The 20602-nt window shown below is 48.0% G+C and carries 19 protein-coding genes; 11 read left to right on the forward strand and 8 right to left on the reverse strand.

What is annotated here, in order from left to right:
* Positions 1-133 precede the first annotated feature (133 nt).
* The 4 genes from SE18_RS06455 (at position 134) to SE18_RS06470 (ending at position 3097) form a co-directional block, all read left to right on the forward strand.
* Positions 134-1006, forward strand: coding sequence for a class I SAM-dependent methyltransferase (locus SE18_RS06455; protein ID WP_054533615.1), 873 nt, complete (start codon positions 134-136; stop codon positions 1004-1006).
* 44 nt (positions 1007-1050) lie between these two features.
* Positions 1051-2151 (forward strand): M24 family metallopeptidase, encoded by a 1101-nt coding sequence (locus SE18_RS06460; RefSeq protein WP_054533616.1) that lies wholly within the window; start codon positions 1051-1053, stop codon positions 2149-2151.
* Positions 2152-2282: 131 nt separating this feature from the next.
* The gene (locus SE18_RS06465) at positions 2283-2789 is read left to right on the forward strand and encodes a hypothetical protein (RefSeq protein ID WP_054533617.1); all 507 of its coding nucleotides are present in this window, start codon (positions 2283-2285) and stop codon (positions 2787-2789) included.
* On the forward strand, positions 2789-3097 hold the full coding sequence (locus SE18_RS06470; RefSeq protein WP_054533618.1) for a hypothetical protein: 309 nt from the start codon (positions 2789-2791) through the stop codon (positions 3095-3097). The genes SE18_RS06465 and SE18_RS06470 overlap by 1 nt, the downstream gene beginning before the upstream one ends.
* Here the strand turns inward: SE18_RS06470 and SE18_RS06475 are convergent.
* The 5 genes from SE18_RS06475 to SE18_RS06495 form a co-directional block, all read right to left on the reverse strand.
* Positions 3094-3852 carry an amino acid ABC transporter ATP-binding protein gene (locus SE18_RS06475; protein ID WP_054533619.1) on the reverse strand — a complete coding sequence of 253 codons (759 nt, stop codon included), beginning with the start codon at positions 3850-3852 and terminating at the stop codon, positions 3094-3096. The two genes, SE18_RS06470 and SE18_RS06475, sit on opposite strands and share 4 nt — an antisense overlap.
* Positions 3842-4645: an amino acid ABC transporter permease gene (locus SE18_RS06480; protein WP_054533620.1), complete on the reverse strand. Its 804-nt coding sequence runs from the start codon at positions 4643-4645 to the stop codon at positions 3842-3844. Before SE18_RS06480 ends, SE18_RS06475 begins: the two co-directional genes overlap by 11 nt.
* A gap of 82 nt (positions 4646-4727) precedes the next feature.
* Positions 4728-5573, reverse strand: a complete 846-nt coding sequence (locus SE18_RS06485; protein ID WP_054533621.1) for a substrate-binding periplasmic protein — start codon at positions 5571-5573, stop codon at positions 4728-4730.
* 176 nt (positions 5574-5749) lie between these two features.
* Positions 5750-7387: a DHA2 family efflux MFS transporter permease subunit gene (locus SE18_RS06490; protein WP_083469754.1), complete on the reverse strand. Its 1638-nt coding sequence runs from the start codon at positions 7385-7387 to the stop codon at positions 5750-5752.
* A gap of 276 nt (positions 7388-7663) precedes the next feature.
* Positions 7664-7888 carry a hypothetical protein gene (locus SE18_RS06495; protein WP_054533623.1) on the reverse strand — a complete coding sequence of 75 codons (225 nt, stop codon included), beginning with the start codon at positions 7886-7888 and terminating at the stop codon, positions 7664-7666.
* Positions 7889-8172: 284 nt separating this feature from the next.
* Between SE18_RS06495 and SE18_RS06500 the strand changes: the two genes are divergently transcribed.
* A complete protein-coding gene (locus tag SE18_RS06500) occupies positions 8173-9504 on the forward strand; it encodes a M20/M25/M40 family metallo-hydrolase (protein ID WP_054533624.1) in 1332 nt (443 codons plus the stop codon).
* A gap of 83 nt (positions 9505-9587) precedes the next feature.
* Here the strand turns inward: SE18_RS06500 and SE18_RS06505 are convergent, their stop codons facing one another.
* The gene (locus SE18_RS06505) at positions 9588-10793 is read right to left on the reverse strand and encodes a trehalase family glycosidase (protein ID WP_054533625.1); all 1206 of its coding nucleotides are present in this window, start codon (positions 10791-10793) and stop codon (positions 9588-9590) included.
* Positions 10794-10945: 152 nt separating this feature from the next.
* On the opposite strand from SE18_RS06505, the gene SE18_RS06510 reads away from it, so the two are divergent.
* The 5 genes from SE18_RS06510 to otsB all read left to right on the forward strand — a co-directional run bounded on the left by SE18_RS06510 (position 10946) and on the right by otsB (position 16239).
* A complete protein-coding gene (locus SE18_RS06510) occupies positions 10946-11197 on the forward strand; it encodes a hypothetical protein (protein WP_054533626.1) in 252 nt (83 codons plus the stop codon).
* Between the two features lie 188 nt (positions 11198-11385).
* Complete coding sequence (locus tag SE18_RS06515; protein WP_054533627.1) at positions 11386-11967, forward strand: HDIG domain-containing metalloprotein; 582 nt, start codon at positions 11386-11388, stop codon at positions 11965-11967.
* Between the two features lie 340 nt (positions 11968-12307).
* Positions 12308-13777, forward strand: a complete 1470-nt coding sequence (locus tag SE18_RS06520; RefSeq protein ID WP_054533628.1) for an alpha,alpha-trehalose-phosphate synthase (UDP-forming) — start codon at positions 12308-12310, stop codon at positions 13775-13777.
* 16 nt (positions 13778-13793) lie between these two features.
* Positions 13794-15440, forward strand: a complete 1647-nt coding sequence (treS, locus tag SE18_RS06525) for a maltose alpha-D-glucosyltransferase (protein ID WP_054533629.1) — start codon at positions 13794-13796, stop codon at positions 15438-15440.
* A complete protein-coding gene (gene otsB / locus SE18_RS06530) occupies positions 15421-16239 on the forward strand; it encodes a trehalose-phosphatase (protein ID WP_054533630.1) in 819 nt (272 codons plus the stop codon). Before treS ends, otsB begins: the two co-directional genes overlap by 20 nt.
* A 474-nt stretch (positions 16240-16713) precedes the next feature.
* On the opposite strand, the gene SE18_RS06535 is transcribed toward otsB, so the two are convergent.
* Positions 16714-17064: a hypothetical protein gene (locus tag SE18_RS06535; protein ID WP_054533631.1), complete on the reverse strand. Its 351-nt coding sequence runs from the start codon at positions 17062-17064 to the stop codon at positions 16714-16716.
* A 308-nt stretch (positions 17065-17372) separates the two neighbouring features.
* On the opposite strand from SE18_RS06535, the gene SE18_RS06540 reads away from it, so the two are divergent.
* On the forward strand, positions 17373-17924 hold the full coding sequence (locus SE18_RS06540) for a sigma-70 family RNA polymerase sigma factor (protein ID WP_054533632.1): 552 nt from the start codon (positions 17373-17375) through the stop codon (positions 17922-17924).
* Positions 17925-18190: 266 nt separating this feature from the next.
* Here the strand turns inward: SE18_RS06540 and SE18_RS06545 are convergent, their stop codons facing one another.
* Entirely contained in the window at positions 18191-20074 is a 1884-nt protein-coding gene (locus SE18_RS06545; protein ID WP_054533633.1) for a cellulase family glycosylhydrolase, read from the reverse strand.
* Positions 20075-20602 lie beyond the last annotated feature (528 nt).

Raw genomic sequence — 20602 nt, forward strand, 5'->3', positions numbered from 1 at the left:
CATATCGGTGAGGCTGAATGGCGCAGGCAGCAATGCTTGCGTCATTTGGTTTTTAACTGGCGATTAAGCTGGTTTGCGGTATGCTTCTTGATTTACCAAGCCTAGCATTTTGTAGCTGGCAAGGAGTGGTGCGATGGCCGCAGAGCATGCATTTGGCAATGAAGCTACGCTTGGTGATGATGAATTACCAGCGTATGCCCCGATGTTGCAAGCATTTCATCGAGCGTGTGCAGTTTCGTTGGTTGCAATTATTGATTCGTTGCCGCTGAATGAGGGCATGGCAGTGCTAGATCTTGGCAGTGGCGATGGTTTTTATTCAGCCCTGCTGGCCCAACGGGTTGGCACAAGTGGCAAGGTTATTGCCGCAGATTCATCGCCCGCCTATTTGAATTTGGCCCAAAACGCGCTTGGCGCGACCAAATTTGCCGAGCGGGTCAGCTTTGAGCAGGTTGATATTCGCCAATTGCCTTGGCCTGACGATCATTTCGATCTGGTTTGGTGTGCGCATAGTTTATATAGCTTGCCCGAGCCGCAAGCAGCAATCGCCGAATTAACGAGGGTAACCAAGCCTGGCGGCTGGGTGGCAATTCTAGAAAATGACACGATGCATCATCATGTGTTTCCATGGCCGCCAGAGATTGAGCTAGCCATTCGCAATAGCCAATTGGCCGATATTGCCGATGAGCCAATTAAGCTGCAAAAATATGAGCTTGGACGCAATTTGCTGGGCTATTTTACCGATGCTGGCTTGAGCGACTGCGCAATGCGTTCGTATACCATCGATCACCAATACCCTTTGAGTGTTGATGAACAAACCTTTATGCACCACTATCTTGTTGATTTGCTGCAACATGTTGATTCACAGCTTGAGCCGACAATGCTATCCGAGGTTGAAACCTTGATTAATCCCAAGAATCCCGACAGCATGTTTAACCAGCCAAGCTTCTATTCGAACCACCTGGAGTTGCTCGCGCTAGGCCGTAAGCCTGCCTCAATGCTTGAGTGAGAGTGCTATACTGAGCATATTCTATCTTGGTGGAGGTTTGGCTTATGAGTGGTGTTCGAATTCGACGATTGGCCAGCGCTGCCCGCCCGCAAGGGATGGATTATGTGGTGCTGATGCCTGGGGCTAATTTACAGTATTTTACCGGCTTGAGCTTGCATTTAAGCGAGCGCTTGGCCTTGGCCTTAATTGCTGCCGATGCCCAGAGCATTCATATTGTGTTGCCAGCCTTGGAGCAACCGCGCGCTTTGGCCGAATATAGCGGCGAGATTGCAGTGCGTTGGTTTCCATGGAGCGATGATGAAGGCCCGATGAATGCCTTGCGCAACGCCGCCGCTGGCTTGATTGGCCGCACGGTTGGCGTAGAATATACGACGATGCGCGTGATGGAATTGCGGGCCTTAGAAGAAGTTGCCGGAATTCATAGCATTGATGCCAGTGCGGCAATTGCCAGCTTGCGCATGCAAAAAGGCAACGACGAAATTGAGCTGATGCGCGAGGCCGTGCGGATTGTTGAAGCTGGGCTTAAAACTGCGATTGAGGCGATTCAGCCAGGCAGAACTGAGCGCGAAATTGCTCGCATGTGGGAAGAAGCAATGCAGGCTGCTGGTGGCGAAGGCCCATCGTTTGCCACGATTGTGGCGAGTGGCCCAAATAGTGCTAATCCGCATCACACCACGGGCGAGCGCCAAATTCAAACTGGCGATCTGGTGATTCTCGATGGCGGGGCTTTGTATCGCGGCTATTGCTCGGATATTACCCGCACGGTGAGCGTGGGCGAGCCAACGGCGCAACAACGCAAATTGTATGACGCGGTTTTGGCGGCCAATCGAGCTGCTTGTGCAGGAGCCAAACCAGGGATGAGCGGTGCGCAAGTTGATCGTTTGGCGCGTCAAGTCATTGAAGATGCAGAATTAGGCCGTTATTTCATCCATCGCACTGGCCATGGCTTGGGTATGGAAATCCACGAACCACCCTATATCGCCAGTACCAACAAAGTGGCCTTGCCCATTGGCACGGTCTTTACGGTTGAGCCTGGTACTTATGTTGCTGGAATTGGCGGGGTGCGAATTGAAGATGATGTACTGTTGACCGCCAACGGGGCAGAATGTTTGACCAACTTTCCACGGGAGCTGATTGTTAAATGATCGTGTTGGCACAAACTATTGCCCAAGATCCACCGCTGTGGGTCATGATTCTAGCACTTGGCCTGGGCAATCTGGTGGGGATTCTGGGCATTTGGTGGTGGCGGCGCCGTTCTGCCACTAGAAAGTAGCATATGCAAAAACGACGTGTTTCATTATGGACATTAGGCTTATTGGTGATTGGTTCGCTGGCGCTGCATGTTTGGACAATTAGCACGCTTTTCCAGGTGCGCTCAACTGCTAGCCAACAACTAAGCCAATTGCAAACTGCGCTTGATGAAGCACGTCGTGAGCCCTTGGTCTATCAAGTTCCAATCAATCAAACAGTGCCGATTAACCTCGATGTGCCAATCAATCAATCGTTGGATATTCCAATCAATACCTCGGTGAAGATTAAAGATACCATCGATTTGCCAGTTGATACTGGCTTTGGCTCGTTGACGATTCCCGTGCCGATTGATGTGACAATTCCCGTTTCGACCAACGTGCCCATTACCTTCAACCAAACTGTGGCAATTTCGACCAGCGTAGCGGTTGATTTGAATGTGCCGATTACGATTGACCTCAACCAAGCCCCATTTAGCGGCTATCTTGATCGCTTGCAAAAAGCGCTCGCCGATGTAGCCGAGCAACTAAAATAATGCTCTATCTGGCCTGCGCGGTCTATTGTGCTACTTTGGCGCTTGGCGCAAGCGTGCAATATTTGCATTTGCGCTTGGGGCGTTGGCGTTGGCTGCATCATGCGCTTTTTTTTGCCACATGGCTCAGCACCGGTGCAGCCGTAGCTTGGGCTTGGTGGTATCAACTGGAACGTTGGTGGTTAGCAAGCTTAATCATGCCAATTCTGGCCTTATTTCCCTTACGTCGCGCTAGCTCGCGGTGGCATCGTTGGCTGGGAATTAGCGGCTTAGGGGTTTGGGCTATGATTTTGGCTTTAGCCAGCGTTTAGTGCAGAATTCGCGATAAAAACAGCTTGGTGCGTTCATGTTGGGGTGCGCCAAACACTTGGTCGGGCGTACCTTGCTCGACAATTGTGCCACCATCCATAAAGACCACTTGATGCGCTGCTTTGCGTGCAAAACCCATTTCGTGCGATACCACCACCATCGTCATGCCTTCGCGCGCAAGGGTCAACATCACATCGAGCACTTCGTTAATCATCTCTGGGTCAAGCGCCGAGGTCGGCTCATCAAACAAAATAACTTTTGGTTGCATCGCCAACGAACGGGCAATCGCAACGCGCTGTTGTTGGCCACCAGAAAGTTTTGGTGGATATTTGTTGGCTTGCTCGGGGATGCCGACTTTTTCGAGCAAGCCACGGGCAACCTTTTCGCTTTCGCTGCGTGAGCTGTTGCGTACTTTTTGCTGTGCTAAACAAATATTTTCCAATACTGTGAGATGCGGAAACAGCTCGAAGCGCTGAAACACCATGCCGACTTCAGCCCGAATTGCATTCAACTCACGTTCTTTGGGCGTAACCTGCTTGCCATCGATGATAATGTTGCCAGCATCGGGCACTTCGAGGTGGTTGATACAGCGCAGCAAGGTCGATTTGCCTGAGCCAGAAGGCCCGACGATCATCAACACTTCGCCGCGATCAACTGTGAGGCTCACATTATCCAAGGCCCGAAAATCGCCAAAAAACTTGCTAATGTTATTGATGCTGATCATTGGTTGGTTAGTTGTGGCAAGTTTAGTGGACATTGCTGCTCATCTTTCGTTGCAACCATTGCAGCAGCAATGACAGCACTAAAGTCATGGTCAAATAGAAGGCGGTCAAAATAAAATAGGTTTCCTCGTATTTAAACGACGAACTAACCGAAAGGCGCGAAACTTGGGTAATTTCGCGCACGCCCAAGACCGAAACCAACGACGAATCTTTGAGAATAGCGATCAAATCGTTGCCCAAGGCTGGCAGCACATTCCGAAAGGCTTGCGGTAAGATGACATAACGCATAGCTTGAGCATGAGTCAAGCCCAACGAACGGGCTGCTTCCATCTGCCCACGACTAATTGATTCGATCCCTGCGCGAAAAATTTCGGCAATATAGGCAGCATAGATCAATACCAGCGCAATAATTGCCCGAACTGTTAGCGATACATTGCTGGCATTTAACCCAAGCCCATTTGATAAGGCTGGCACAATTGCAAATGAAATTGTAAAAATCAGCACCAAAATGGGCACGCCACGAATAAATTCGATGTAGCCAATTGAGAGATTGCGCAAGATAACATTGCGTGAAACCCGCCCCAGCCCCAGCACTAAACCCAAAATTAATGCACAAATAAATGAAATACCTGTGACCATCAAGGTTGTGCCAAGTCCGGTCAGAATCGCTTCGAAGATGCTGGTATATTCAGGGTCGTCGATAATTCGATAGCCCATGTAGGCGATGATCAGGCCAATTGCCACCAGCCACCAGGGAAATGTGCGCCAATTAAAGCGTTTGTTGGTCGGAGGTTGCAGCGAGGTTGAAGGCGGAAGGTCAACAGCCATTCGGACTCCTTGTTGATCCAGAGGCGAGGATGAAATAACTCAGTGGTGCAGCTTGCGCTACACCACTGAAGCTTAAGCACGCTTATTCGGGCAATTTGAATTCGGCGCTGAAATATTTCTTTTCAAGTTCGGCCAATTTGCCGTTTTCGCGCAGCGTTTTGAGGGCTGCATTGACTGGCGCAACCAAATCGCTGTTTTTGGGGAAGATAAAGCCCAATTCATCGCTCTTGATTGGGTCGCCAACCAACTTCAATTGGTCGCTGTTGTTGCCAACATAGCCTTGGCCTGCGGTTTCGTCCATAATTACCGCGTCAACGTCACCGTTGATCAAGGCAGCTACGGCAAATGGGAAGGTTTCAAAGCCTTGGATTCGTGCTTCTGGCAGCAAGCCTTTGGCGGTTTCGTAGTTGCTGGTGCCAGTTTGGGTGCCTAAACGAAATTCGGTTTTGGCGAATTCGTCCATGCTCGCGAAGCGGGTTTCGTCGCTGCGCACCAACAAGCGTTGGTTAATTTTAATATAGCCATCGGAGAAAGCCACTTGTTCAGCTCGTTCAGGGGTAATTGTAATCCCGTCGGCAGCAGCGTCGAATTGACCACCGCTGACCGCTTGGATCATGCCTTCCCATGAAGCTTCTTTATAAACTGGTTTACAGTTCAATTCTGCACAAATCGCATTCCATGCGTCGTAGTCCCAGCCCTCGCCTTTGCCAGTTTTTGGGTTAATGTAGTTGAATGGTGGGTACAAGTTTTCGACGGCGATGGTGACTTCGCGGCCAGCAAGGTCGATTTTGCCAGTCACGGGAGCGGTCGTTGAATCGGTGCTTGAACCAGTTGTTGGTGCAGTCGTTGGGGTTGCTGCTTCAGAGCCACACGCTCCCAGTACCACCAACAGTAAGCTCAACAGAGCCACAAGATTGAGGCGTTTCATCTGTAAGTTCCTCCTGATATAGAGTTGGTATTATACCGTCAATGGCTGGCTTGGTTTACAAGTTTTAGGCCAAAAATGCTATTAATGAGCCATTGTGTAGCGAATCAGATTAACGCAATGGCGCAGAGTTTTCATTTAACTCTGCGCCATTGCGTTAATCGTTATTCTAGTAGCTATTAATGGCCAGCAGCTACGGCAGATTCTGCATTGCCACCTCTGCCAACCCATTTGAGCGGCCAGCCAGGCAAGAACAAGCCAAGCAATAGCGCAACCATCGCAACATAGAAGGTAAAGTGATAGGTTTTTTCAAAGCCCGCCACTTGTTCAGCACACGCGGTTTGAATGCTGCTACGCACTTGGTTTTGTACCTCGGCTGGAGCTTGGGCCACGCCTGCTGGCAAATTATTAGCCGGATCAACGCCTGGGGTTTCGCACAAGCCAAAAGCTGGCGTATGAATCCCAGCCTGAGCATTTTCTGCAGCGCGGGCTTGCGATTGTTCTTGAAATTCTTTGGTTGCAACCGAGGTTGTGCTCGCCAGAATCGTTGCCAACACGGCCACACCAATTGATTGAATAACTTGGCGGGTAGCATTGATCAAGGCTGAGCCACGTGGCACTTTGGGCAAATCAACATCGGAAAGTGCTGTGACGAAGGTTGTTTGAACAGTCATGCCCAGTGCCAAACCGCGCAGCGCTAGCAAGAACATAATCCAGCCAATTGAGGTATCTGCTTGAAGCTGCGAAAGTTGCCAAGTATTCAAAATCAAAATCGCATAGCCAGTGACGATCAACGGACGCGGACCAATTTTATCGTACAAACGGCCAGCGGTCGGTGTTGCAAAACCAGCAGCGATTGCCAATGGCAGCAAAATAAAGCCAGTTTCTAGAGCGGTGCGGCCCCGCAACACTTGCAGATACAAGGGCAACAAAAATTCTGCGCCAAACAAGGCCAATACGCTGACCCAGCCAACCAAATTGGCCATGGCAAAGGTTGGCTTTTTGAATAAGCGTAAATCAAGCAATGGCTCTTTGGCAACGAATAATTCGATTAAGCCAAACAAGAGCAAGCTAATGCCACCGATGATAAACCACATCGTTACATTGCCCGAATCCCAGCCTTGTTCGGCGGCAATCGTGGCGGCGTAGAGCACTGAACCAAAACCAACAGTTGAGGTAATTAAACCCAAAACATCGAGTTTTGGCTTGCCAGTTGGCGGAGTTGGCTTGAGCCAGCGCACTGCCAAACTTACCCCAAGCACGCCAATTGGCACATTGATGAAGAAAATCCAGCGCCAAAGATCGTTATCAACTAACAATCCGCCCAAAATTGGCCCCAAGGCTGGCCCGAGCACCATGGCAATCCCAAATACCCCAAGCGCTTTGCCGCGCTCGTTGGGCGGAAACGCACCGTAGATAAAGGCCGTGCCAAGTGGCGTTGATAACCCACCACCTAAGCCCTGAATTGCCCGCGCAATCACGAGGGTTTCAATCGTTGGCGCAACCCCACACAAAAACGAGCCAAACACAAAAATTGAAAGCCCAATTACATAGGTACGTTTGAGGCCAAACCGATCGGCCATGTAGCCAGAAATTGGCGTGCTAATCCCCAACATCAACACATAAATGCTCAAAATCCATTGCGCTTCGTTAATCGTGGCCCCGAGATCTTGTTGCACAGTGCGAAATGCCACGTTGACGACAGTCGTATCCAGAATCACCATGAAGATTCCGAATATCACCGAAATTAATACCTTCCATTTGTAGTCTAAGCCACCTTTTGGTGATTGCTCTGAATCTTGTGCTGTCGCTGCCATGAAATACCCTCGCAATTAGCCTGTCCAAATTCGTCCACATCAAAAAACAGCAGTCTGTGGGTGCTTGCGACCATGCAAACTACTGCTGATAGATTGCAACTATTTGCTTAGTTAATCTAACTAAGCAAATGGTACGCCGAAAAATTTGTTTGTCAAGCATGATGAGGGATCAGGATTGGATAGGTTTTGGTTATTGGCTTTAATCCACACAAGTTCTAGGCGCTTTTTTGCCTTCAACCCTTTGAGGTTTGACTTTTCCTCGCTCTTCACTCAGGGTTAATCGCGTTTGCTGACTTGGGTTGGCATATTCATCAGGTAGCTAATCGTTACCAGATCGCCAGCTTGCGGATTGGCATACATCACTTCGCTGCCAAGCCGCGCTTTGATCAAACGCTCAGGTTGTTCATCGTGAGCAAACATCACATCATAAAAAACGCTGCCATGTAAGCTAACAGCCTGGACGCTATGAATGACCGCTGGGCGGGTTCCCGAAAGAATCATGAGTTACTCCACTAAGTTGAATCAAGGACGATTAATTATAACGAGTATTGCTTGGTTCAAGGTTAATAGTTGGTTGTGGCGGCGGCATCAATTCAGAGCGCTAAATTTTACCCTTGCTCGTGAATAAAGTTTGGCGCATTGGCTTCCGGATGGCTGCATCTCGCACTTGATAGGCAGTGATTGGGCCAAAGTCTGCTAGCGATTGTCGTTTTGGCTTGGCGGTTATCCGTTATAATGAAGATACCCGCTTGATATTGTTCGGCGTGCGATTGCGAGGAAGCTCCGTGGTTGCTCCCCTATCCACTCTCGATGACCTAATTTTGCATTATGTCCGTGCCTTGGTAGCCTTACCAAGTGTTACTGGCGACGAACCGGCCTTAGAACACGCTGCGCCGCCAATTGCTGATCTTCTGCGCGGCCTTGGTTTTCAGGTCAATGTTCACCCGACTGAAGGTGCGCCGATTATTTTAGCCCATCGATCTGGCAAAAGCGCTCAACGCTTACTTTTTTTCAATCACTACGATGTGATGCCAACGGGCGTTTGGCGCGATTGGTTTCATGAGCCATTTACGCTGGCCGAGCGTGAAGGCCTGTTGTATGGGCGTGGCGTTGCTAACGATAAAGGCAATTTGGCAGCGCGGATTGCAGCAGTGGCCCATATTTTGGCCGAAACTGGCGAATTACCAGTTGGCATTACCTTTTTAATCGAAGGTGATGGGTATAGTGGTAGCCCATCATTAGCCAATTTGATTGCTGATCAAGCTAACAACTTAATTGCCGACCTCGTTGTGGGCTATGGTGGTGGGCTTGATCAGGCGCGCTTGCCCTATTTGTATGCTGGGGTTCGTGGGCGCTTGTTAGTCCGTTTACGCGCTGAGGGAGCCAAAATTCCGATTGGTGCCGATATGGCTACCAGCGTGCCAAACCCTGCGTGGCGGATTCTCTGGGCCGTTAATCGGATCAAAAACGATAGTGAAGAAGTGACGATCGACGGTTTTTACGATGCGGTTGTGCCACCTTCGCGTGAAGCCAATAAGTTGACCCGTGGTTTGCAGCTTGATGAAGCGACGCGGCTCAAAGCATGGGGCATGCCTCAGTTTTTATTCGGCATGAGTGGTGCTGGCCTAGCCCGTGCCGAAACCTTTAACCCAACCTGTAATATTGCCGATTTAACCGTTGATACTGGCCACAGCCCGCCGCCAACCATTCCGGCGAGTGCTGAAGTTCTGATTGATTTTAGCCTTGTGCCAGAACAACGGCCAACTGAAGTTGTGCGTTTGCTGCGTGAGCATTTAAATAGTGCCGATTTCCACGATGTGCATTTAGAAATTGTCAAAGGTGCGTATCCACCAGCCATGAATGCGCTGAGTACACCCTTATTAAATACTTTGGCAACCGCCGTCGAGCAGGTTTATGGCGCTACGCCGCAAGTTGTGCCGCTTGCGCCATTCTCAGTGCCATTACACTTCTTTACCGCAGGCATGAATGTGCCAGCAGTGGCCATGGGTATTCAGCGCTCCGATAGCAATGTACGGGTGATTAATGAACATGTGGCTTTCGCCGACCTAAAATCGATGGCACGCTTGATCGAGTATCTAATTAATAATGTTGGCTAGCGCCGTTCAAGGCCTAGCCTAGGTTGAGCCAATGGCGACCCCTCGCCCGTGTTCCGTGGACGAGGGGAGTCCAGGAGTTTAAGCTACTCGCCAAGCTGCCAACGTTCAATGGTTGCTTGATCTAAGCGGCGTTTGAAATCGAGATAGACTGCATTCGACCAGCCAAAACCTGGCAACGAACCATATTTGCCACCTTCGACCTCGCCTGCTGGATCAACCACGTTATATTTTTCCCACATAGCGTTGGTGCGCTCAAAGACTGTTTCGTTGAGCGAGCACCATGCTTGCATCACTTCGCGAGCCTGTTGCTGATAGCCATAGCGCAACAAGCCTTCAACTACGATCCATTGCAAGGGTGCCCAGCCATTTGGGCTTGCCCATTGATAGCTTGAATGGGTTTTGAGCGTCGTCACCAACCCACCAGCGCGCATAAATTTGGGTAGCCATTGTTCAACAACCTGCGCTGCTTGGGCTTCGCTTGCCCAGCCAGCCCAGAGCGGGTAAAACCCTGCCAACGATGGGTTTTCCAAATCTAGTTCTTCATTAAGATAATTGTAATCGTAGAAAAAGCCGCTGGCTGCATCCCAAAAGACTGCTTGCATGGTTGTAGCGCGTTCGGCGGCGCGGACTTGCCATTGCTCAGCAGCCGCTTGATCATCACGCAGACGGGCTGCTTGGGCAAAATCACATTCGCGCAGATACAAAATACTATTCAAATCAACTGGCAAATGGCTCATCCATTGGCCATTGCAGCGGGTCGAATGATCCCAGCCGCTTTCACAGCAGGCTAAGGTATCAAGATAATTAATATCAAAATAGCGCGACAAGCCGCGATGCACTTGGCGTTGATGCGGGTGGGTGGTTGCGAGCCAAACGCTGGCATGTTCTTGCTCAGCCAAGGCCATCATGCTTTGCAGCCAGGTTGCACAATCAGCATCGCCAGCTGCCTGTTTGCTTTGGTAGGCCAGCCAAATTAATTGGGTGAAAAACGGTGGTTGGCTGCGCGAAAGAAAATAATAGCGGCTGGCGTTGGGAATCACGCCAAAACGCTGGTAGAGATAAGCCATATTTTCGACCATGCCCACAATCGCCGCTTCGTAGCGCGTGCCACCCAAGCCCAAGGCAATAAAGAAACTATCCCAATAAAACATTTCTTGGAAGGTTGGGTCGTGGGTTGGCACCATAAACGTATGGGGCAAGCCAATTAAGGTTTTTCGATCTTCCGGCTGTTGACGAACAAGTTTGTCCCAATAAGTATCGATGTACTGCGTGATTGCAGGCTGTCGCATACGCTTCCTGTTCTTTTTGACTTCTACCGTGTGCTGTAGTATGATCGCGATGCCGCACGTACTTCCGCGCTCCATTGTCCGTTCGGGGCGCGTTTGTATGTTAAGCTATGTTTGAACCACGACGTTCAACTAACCCTTAGGAGGACTCAACCATGGCTGCGCCCATTGACCGCGCACAAATTCTGGAGGCCTTGCGCACCGCCGATACGACGATTAGTTGTTATCTCGATCTTGAGTCGGGGAGTGTTATCAGCATTGATGACACGGCTTCCGACGCTGATACCGAAGCAAAGCGCAACGATATTATGGAAGGCTATGGCGAACGTTTTCGCTATATCTCAGGTGGTCAGACCGGCGCTGATGATGCTGCGGTTCAAGCATGGCTTGATGGCGAAGGCTTATAACCCTTTGCTGCAATGCCAATGACCCATCTATAACCCCAAATGCGTTTTCCAGTGCCTCGTGTTTCATTTGCGTGGATATGGCTGGAGCGATGGATACAAGAAGAACATAGAACGAGTTGGTTCTGTGTTCTTTGCTTTTTAGCTCCCGCAATATGCTCCAATTTGCTCGCTATTTTTAGGAGATCTGTATGGTGAATAGTTATGCTGCCGCCGAAGCATTACTTGCTGAGTGGGTGCAAAGCGAAAGTTTGCGCAAACATTGCCTCGCGGTTTCTACCTCCATGCGTCATATGGCGCAACGTCAACAGGCTGATGCCGAGCTTTGGGCAACTGTAGGCCTGATTCACGACCTCGATTATGAGCGTTTTCCCAATGCAGCCCAATCTCCTACAGCAGAACATCCCTCCGAAGCAGTGCGGGTGCTCCGTGAACTCGGCTGGAGCGAGGAGATTTGTCGCGCTATTTTATCACATGCCGATTATTGCCATGTTGAGCGGATCACGCCTATGGAAAAAACGCTTTATGCGGTCGATGAACTTTCTGGTTTTGTGACTGCTGTGGCGTTGGTGCGCCCCGATAAAAGCGTGCATAGCGTTGAAGTCAGCTCGGTCAAGAAGAAAATGAAGGATAAAGCTTTTGCCCGCGCCGTCAATCGCGATGATATTCTGCGCGGCGCCCAAGAACTCGACGTACCACTCGAAACCTTGATCGAGGAAGTGATTATGGCTCTGCGCGGCAATGCGGTCGCCCTCGGCTTGAATGGAATCTAGCTTTTAACGTAACCGCGAAGAACGCGAAGGATCGCTAAATTGGAATACTTAACTTCGTGTTTCTTCGTACTCTTCGTGGTTAAAAACGTTACATCTTTGAACATCCATTAACATTAGATTGCAGTATACGCTTGTGCTTAAACCACGAAATAGCCCATTCTAATCGCTTAAACGCTCCGCTTAACCCACGAAATTCCTGCTATTTCTGGCATTATCCCTGCTACTCAACCTCTGAATCTGCTCAACGCTGTGCTGTATTTGCCTGCAATACTGCTGTATTGCTGCGTATTTTGCTGTGAATTGATATAAAAGCTGTGTTTTTTAAGGAGGATGGCAAATCATGCAAGAGTTACCGAATCGACTGATGATTGTTTCTAATCGCCTGCCGATTACAATCGCTGAGCAGCCCAATGGCACGCCGCTACTCAAACCTGCCTCTGGTGGTTTGGTTACTGCGCTCGACCCAATTTTGCGTCAAGCTCGCGGCACATGGATCGGCTGGTCGGGAACCAATGATGCTGATCAAACGGTTGATCAATTGCTCGAAGATGCTACCAATTCCATTGGCTATGATATGCATGCGATTCACTTGAGCCAAGAAGAGCAGGAAAAGTTTTATTTGGGCTTTTCCAACGAAATTATTTGGCCATTATTTCACGATTTGCAATCGCGCTGTAATTTTGACCCAAGTTATTGGACAACCTATGAGCAAGTTAATCGTAAATATGCTGAAACCATCGCTGAACATTATCGCGATGATACCTATATTTGGGTACAAGATTATCAGTTGATTAATGTGGCATGTGAATTACGCCAACTTGGCATCGATGCCCATATTGGCTTCTTTTTACATATTCCTTTTCCACACATCGATATTTTTCTCAAATTGCCGTGGCGCGATCAAATTCTCAATGGTTTGCTCGAATACGATTTGCTTGGCTTTCAGACTAATCGCGATTTGAATAATTTTTTGATTTGTGTTGAAGCATTATTGCCTGATGCTGAGATCGATCGTTCTGGTGAATATCCATTAATTTTGCATGCTGATCGCAATCCAACTAAAGTTGGTTTCTTTCCGATTAGTATCGATCCGAACGAATTTCGCGCAGCTGCGCATACCCAAGATGTCGATAGCCTCTATGGCCAAATTCGCGAATCGTTTCCAGCCCGTAAATTAATTCTTGGGGTTGATCGTTTGGATTATACCAAAGGGATTCCTGAACGCTTGCAAGCATTTAGTACCTTGCTCGAAACCTATCCTGATCTTCAGCAAGCAATTTCATTAACTCAAGTAGTCGTGCCAAGCCGCGAAGATATTAGCGAATATGCCGATTTGAAGCAAACAATTCAGCAATTGGTGAGCGAAATTAATGGAAAGTATACTAAAATTGGTTGGGTGCCAATTCATTATATTTATCGCTCGTTGCCCCGCGAAGAATTATTAGCCTATTATCGCGCTGCTCATGCTGCATTAATCACGCCATTAAAGGATGGCATGAATCTTGTAGCAAAGGAATATGCGGTTTGCGGCCCTGATGATGGCGTGCTGATCCTGAGTGAATTTGCTGGCGCTGCAATGCAACTATCTGAACATTCATTGACCGTTAATCCGTATGATCTTACTGGCACGGCTCAAGCAATTTATAATGCAGTCACAATGCCGCGTGCTGAACGAATGGAACACATTAGCAAATTACGCCATTCAATCAATCAATATGATATTTACTGGTGGGTTGATACATTTTTACAAGCCGCTAATGTTAAGCCTTCAGAGTCGGTTGAACAAGCCTCAGGCTTGGAAGCGCGCTAGCTACTAAAGGAGTTATATGCAAAACGATTGGTATAAAGATGCAATCTTTTACGAATTGCATGTACGAGCTTTTCAAGATAGTAATGGCGATGGGAATGGCGATTTTCGCGGCCTGATTTCGCGCTTGGATTATTTGCAAAGTTTAGGGGTCGATTGTTTATGGTTGTTGCCGTTCTATCCATCGCCTGGCAAAGATGATGGCTATGACGTGGCTGATTATTGTAATGTGCATCCTAGTTATGGTACGATGGAGGATGTAGTTACTTTTTTCGAAGCAGCCCATTCCCGTGGCTTGCGGGTGATGATCGACCTTGTAGTTAATCACACCTCAGATCAACATCCATGGTTCCAAGCTGCGCGCCAACCTGATTCGCCGTATCGCGATTATTATGTTTGGAGCGATAATAATCAACTGTATCGCGATGCGCGGATTATTTTTACTGATACTGAACGCTCCAACTGGGCTTGGGATGATCTTTCGGAGTCCTATTATTGGCATCGTTTCTTTAGTCATCAGCCCGATTTAAATTATGAAAATCCTGCTGTGCTCGAAGAAATGTTTAATATTATGCGTTTTTGGCTCGATCGTGGAGTTGATGGCTTTCGGGTCGATGCAGTACCCTACTTGATTGAACGCGATGGCACAAATTGCGAAAATTTACCTGAGACTCATACAATTTTGCGTAAAATGCGTGAATTTGTTGATGAGCATTATCCACATTGTGTGTTGCTCGCTGAAGCGAACCAGTGGCCTGATGATGTGCGCCATTATTTTGGCGATGATGATGAATTTCATATGGCGTTTAATTTTCCGGTTATGCCACGTATGTTTATGGCGTTGCGTAAGGAAGATAGCACACCAATTATTGATATTGTGCGCCAAACACCAAAAATTCCCGATAATTGCCAATGGGCAACATTTTTGCGTAATCACGATGAATTAACTCTCGAAATGGTTACTGACGAAGAACGTGATTATATGTATCGTGAATATGCGGCAGATCCGCGTATGAAAATCAATATCGGCATTCGTCGTCGTTTAGCACCCTTGATGGATAACGCGCGGCGCCGCATGGAATTAATGAATAGCATGCTATTGAGTTTGCCAGGCTCACCAATTATTTATTATGGCGATGAAATTGGCATGGGCGATAATATTTATCTTGGCGACCGCAATGGGGTGCGAACCCCAATGCAGTGGAATGGCGACCGCAATGCAGGCTTTTCCTCTGCCGATTTTGCCCGTTTGTATAGCCCTGTAATTATCGATCCGGTTTATGGCTATCAAGCGATCAATGTCGAAGCCCAAGAGCGAGTCCAATCATCGTTGCTGAATTGGATGAAGCGGCTCATTCGGGTGCGCAAGCGCTATTCGGTCTTTGGCCGCGGCGATATTCGAATTCTCGAAACTCAAAATCGCAAAGTGTTGGCCTATTTGCGCAGCCATTCCGACCAAATTGTGCTGATTGTCAACAATCTTTCGCGCTTTATTCAGCCAGTCGAGCTAGATTTGGCTGAATTTGCTGGTATGCGTTTGGTCGAATTGATTGGCGAAACGCCATTTCCAGCGGTTGCTGAAACTCCCTATTTTCTCTCGTTAGCACCACATGGTTTTATGTGGTTCCGCTTAGAAGGAGCGCGCCTTGCTCTCGACGACGCTTAAACAACGCCTTCAACCACTTATCGCCGTCGAGCGACTGGGATTGATCACCGATATTGATGGAACGATCAGCAGGATTGCGCCAACGCCCGATGGTGCGACAGTTGATCCTTTGTGCCGCGCTGCTTTGAGCCAATTGTCTGAGCATTTGCCCTTAGTTGCGGCAGTTTCTGGTCGGGCGGCCCGCGATGTGCAGCGCATGTTGCAGTTGCCAGCCATGCGCTATATCGGCAACCATGGTTTGGAAGTGTGGGGCCAAGATGGTGGTGTGCTCGTGCCTGCCGCTCAACCGTTTAGCGCTGCGGTGCGTGAGTTCGTGGTGGCGATGGAGCGCTACGAGCTGCCCGAAGGGGTTGTGCTCGAATCCAAGGGCATCACCGCAACCTTGCACTATCGTTTGGCCACCGATCAAGTTGCTGCTGAAGCTTGGTTGCGCAAAGTGCTGGGCGAATTAGCTTCAGCCCACAATTTGATCATTACTGAAGGCTTGATGATTTTCGAGGTTCGGCCACCAGTTAGTTGGCATAAAGGCAGTGCAGTTGGCTGGCTGATCGACGATCAAAAACTTGATGCGGCGATGTTCTTTGGCGACGATTTGACCGATGTTGATGGCTTTCGGGCGATCGCAGCTGCCCGTGAACGTGGCTGCCAAGCTGTGGCGATTGGCGTAATCAATCCAGAATCGCATCCATCGGTGGCCGAAACTGCCGATATTTGTATCGATGGCGTTGGTTCGACCGCCGAAGTGCTGCAATGGATTCTTGAGCAGCGCATGACCCAGGTTCAAGCGACGAACAGTTAACGATTTCCATGCTAAAAGCTCCAATTTATGGCCAATTGCCTAAACTGGCTATGAATTGGAGCTTTTATGATTAAAATGCAGGTGGCACAAAATAATCGTTATCATCGTTTGAGCAGTAGCCTGCTCAAGTTCATGGCGATAGCGGGCTAAAGTTGGCCGAAGTGCAGCATAGATAATTTGGACACTTACAAATCCAATAGTTCCACCGATAAGAGTGTTAATTAGGAATGACAATGGTAATACTAGCTGCATATAAAAAACCATGAAGATACTTGCCGCTGGGACCAAAATCAACATGCTGAGAATCAGTATGCCATAGCCAAGCCATAATAGTGGATTCAGCGTATTTTCTTTAGTTGCCTACTTAATTAATAAACGATGTTGATTTTTAGGATAATCCTGAAGTTCGGGTATTGAGGTCGTTAAAAAGTAGATTTTCATCGATGACATCCTAAATTATTTGAACTATAGGAATTAAAAAGCATGAGGTACAAAATAATCATCATCATGCTGATTTTGTACTTGCTCACGTTCACGGCGATAGTGGGCTAAAGTTGGCCGCAGCGCAGCAATAATAATCGAATTACTGATTAAGCCGATAATTCCTCCCGTGATTGCACCCATCAGCATTCCCATCCAAAGACTATCGAGCTTTGGAAAAAGAAGTATCGCAGTAATGACCCCAAGATAGAGTATAGCGTAGCCAAGCCAAACCTGTTTATTTTTACGATTTGCTTTTAGTGCTTGTTTCCACAGAAGGCGTTTTTGCGGTTTAGCGTAGCCGTCAAGCTCTGGCAGCGAATTAAGTGAAAGATAGAATTTCATTGCTTCTCTCCTGATTTGGTGTTTTTATTATATCCAAGGCAATAGTACGAAGCAATCAGCAGGTAGGTGCAATTTCTATATTGATTTTTTTCAATCTCTATGCTAAGCTAAGCCTAGCTCTAGGCTAACGAACTTCGATCATTGTCCCATCGAAAAAATTCAATCCATTATTATTTTTGGTGGTTGGTGGATTGTTGTTTCAGCTAGATATTGAAAATTTTCAATTCGACAATAATAAATTTTATTCGAGGTATAAGCAATGCATAATCAAACACTAGTAATTGGGTATTTTGCTGGGTGGTGTGGCAATGAATCAGTTTGATTTGAACCAGCTTTGGTTGAACTTAGCCGAGCCATTACGCCGATTTTTAGCTGCACGTTTGGCTGATTCCACTGGGGTTGAAGATTTGGTGCAAGATATTTTTCTGGCTGCCTATCTTAAACGCGAGCAACTCCACGACCCTGAGCGGAGCCGGGCTTGGTTGTGGCAAATTGCCCGCCGCAAACTTATCGATCGCTATCGTAGCCGCCGCGAAACCAGCGAGCTTGATGAAAACGTGGCAGCTGAAGCGCAATCAGCACCGCCGATTTTAGCTGGTTTTGATCAGTGTATGCAGCACATGCTGGCCCGTTTGCCTGCCCAAGATCGCTTAGTTTTGCAGCGTACAGCCTTTGAAGGAATGAGCCAACAGGCCTTGAGCAGCGAATTGGGCTTGTCGTTTTCGGGCACAAAATCTCGTGTTCAGCGCGCGCGCCAGAAATTACGCCTGCTGTTTGAGCAATGTTGTGCCGTCGAGCGCGATGCAGATGGCCATGTTTTGGGTTGTTATCCACAGCCTCAACCAATTCAACTCGTTTAAGCTGCGTCCTTTTGCTAATTGGCCGTCTTTAATAATACAACGCATGTGAAGTATGCAAAGCACATGCTGCAACACTATTTATTTACAGGAGGCCACTCATGGCAACGAACGAACCCACCCAATCGAACAACGACTGCTGCTCAGCAGAAGAACAAGCAACCTGCTGCTCAGACGCTTGCTGCGATTGTTGCTAGCTTTTTATTGACATAGTATAAAAGGCCTTGACATGCTCTATCGTCAAGGCCTTTTGCTATTTAAACGATTACTTAGGGGTTGGTTGGGGCTGGATTTGCTTGTTGATAATAGGTGGTGATCGTTGTGCCAGTTGCGGCGCCACCAAGCGGAATTTGATGATCGAGGCTGACGAATTTACCATTGCGATCAGCCCATAATGCTGGCTTGAGCAAGGCATATTTGGCCTCATCCCACGTGGCCCAATCGTAGCCCAAAAGGCCACCAGTATCGCCAGAATTGGGGTTGAGCACCCAGAAGGTATGGTGTAAATAGTGCTCTTTGATCAAATCGCGCAGAGCTTTCATCCATTGTTCATTGGCACCGCCATCCAAAAAGCCACCCCATTCGCCAATAAACAAAGGCGCAATATTCTCTTCATGAATAAAGAACCAGTTGGGTTGCCAAACATCGTTGTAAAGCGTTTCTTTGGTGAAGCCAGGGTAGAACCACGATTGATTGAACACCAACGGGCCATAATCGTGCGGCGAATAGACCAATTGATCTTGGTTAGCTCCGAGATTGACTGGATAATCGCGCACACCGCGTAAATTACCGCCCCACCAAGTGAAATAGTAATCGTTTTTATTATTTGAGCTGTAATTGGCTCCTGCTTTGGGGTAAACCTCGTTGCCCTCGCACAAGACCAACACATTGGGATTAATTGCCAGAATCCGTTTGCTGGCAGTTTCGCAGACATATTTCCAATTATTGAGGTCGGTGGAATTATCCCATTTGGCAAATTGGCCGCTGATTTGATTATCGTGAGCTGTGCCATGTGGCTCATTTTTAATATCCATTGCGATAACCGTATCATCGTTTTTGTAACGATCGGTAATCCATTCCCAGGCCTGATAAAACTGTTCGCTGGTGATTGAGCCTTTGTACCACAATGGGGCATAATGGCCAGCGTTATCAGCCTCGGCACTGTGCACATCGATCATCACTTTGATGCCAAATTGCTTTGAAAGCAGCACAAAACGATCGAAAATTTGCAGTGAATTCAAGCCTTCTAACTCGGGGTTGGCATAAGTATTGACATTAGGTGCTTTGAAAACCCCAGCCTTCCACTCCAAAATTAATTCGGTCGAGATTGGCACCCGAATAATATTCAAGCCACGCTGGGCGATGCTTTGCAGCATTGTAGTTAAGTTTGCCGACCACAAACCATGAAAAACTCGTTCAGTTGCGTTAAATCCAAACCAATTAACTCCTGTTAGCCAAACAGGGCGGCCTGCACTATCAACAATTTGATTGCCATTGGTATGCAACCAATCGTCAGTATTGTTATTGCCAATTGGCGTGCTGGTAGCCGTTGCAATGTTGGTTGGAATCGCCGTGTTGATTGGGCGAGGTGTGCTAGTGGCTGTTGCAATGTTGGTTGGGCGCGGAGTACTAGTTAATGTGGGAATTGTGGTATTTGGTGGGGTTGTTGGCGTGCTCGTTGCTGGCCGTGTGGTTGGAACAAGCGTATTGGTTACGGTTGGATTGGGCTGATCGTCGCCACAATTGACTCCATTGAGCTTAAACGCCGTTGGCACTGCATTAGTACCACTATAACTCGCTTGGAAGCCAAAGCTAGCGGTACCATTGCTTGGCAAACTAGCGGCCCATGCTGAATTCGCCACGCTTACATTAGGCCCAGTTTGGCTAAGTGTACCATTCCAGAGATTCGTAATTGTCTGATTGCCAGCAAACCCCCAGCTTAGTTGCCAACTATTGAGACCGATTCCAATATTCTTAACGCTTACATTGGCGGTAAAGCCAGTCTCCCATTGATTAGAAATTGTATACGTGACCTCACAGGCTGCGGCGGCGGCAGTGGGCTTGGTGCTTGCAGGCTGACTGGCTAGAACCAGCGCTACGAGGCCACTAAGCATTGCCAGTCTAGTGCGAAACGAACGGTGTTTCTGTGACATACATTGTCCCTTCGTGCTTGAATTGATCTTGCTTGATGCGTTTGCGCATCTGCATGCTCATTATTGAGACCGATTCCTCAAGGTTCGCAAAACCCTTATTGATAATTCTAAAAATACATTAATAGTTTTGATTTGTGAAGCCCTATTTTGGGCAATTGAGCCATAAAAAAGTATATCACCCCTTGGCGGTATAAACCACCGTTTAGGGTGATAACGGTTAAGCAAGAAGTGGTACTAGCCCATCCCCTGTATTACCATGGTAATTCAAGCATATAGGACTAAAGATTGCCGAAATTTGAATCAGCATGATATAGGATGTAGCTGCATTTTCTGCCGGTCGTCGATCAAAGTTGATCAATAACAAGCTTGTGATGGATATGCTGACATCCATGATTTGATGCAGTGTCTTGTGGTCTATATGATTGATATTTGTAGCTTTGATGTGTGAGTGTTCCAGTTTATTGTGCTGCATTACCTAATCGGTACGATTGATTTTTATCGAATGCAGCGATTAACCACTGTGATGCA

Origin of the sequence: Herpetosiphon geysericola (genome assembly GCF_001306135.1) — a bacterium.
Classification (GTDB): domain Bacteria; phylum Chloroflexota; class Chloroflexia; order Chloroflexales; family Herpetosiphonaceae; genus Herpetosiphon; species Herpetosiphon geysericola.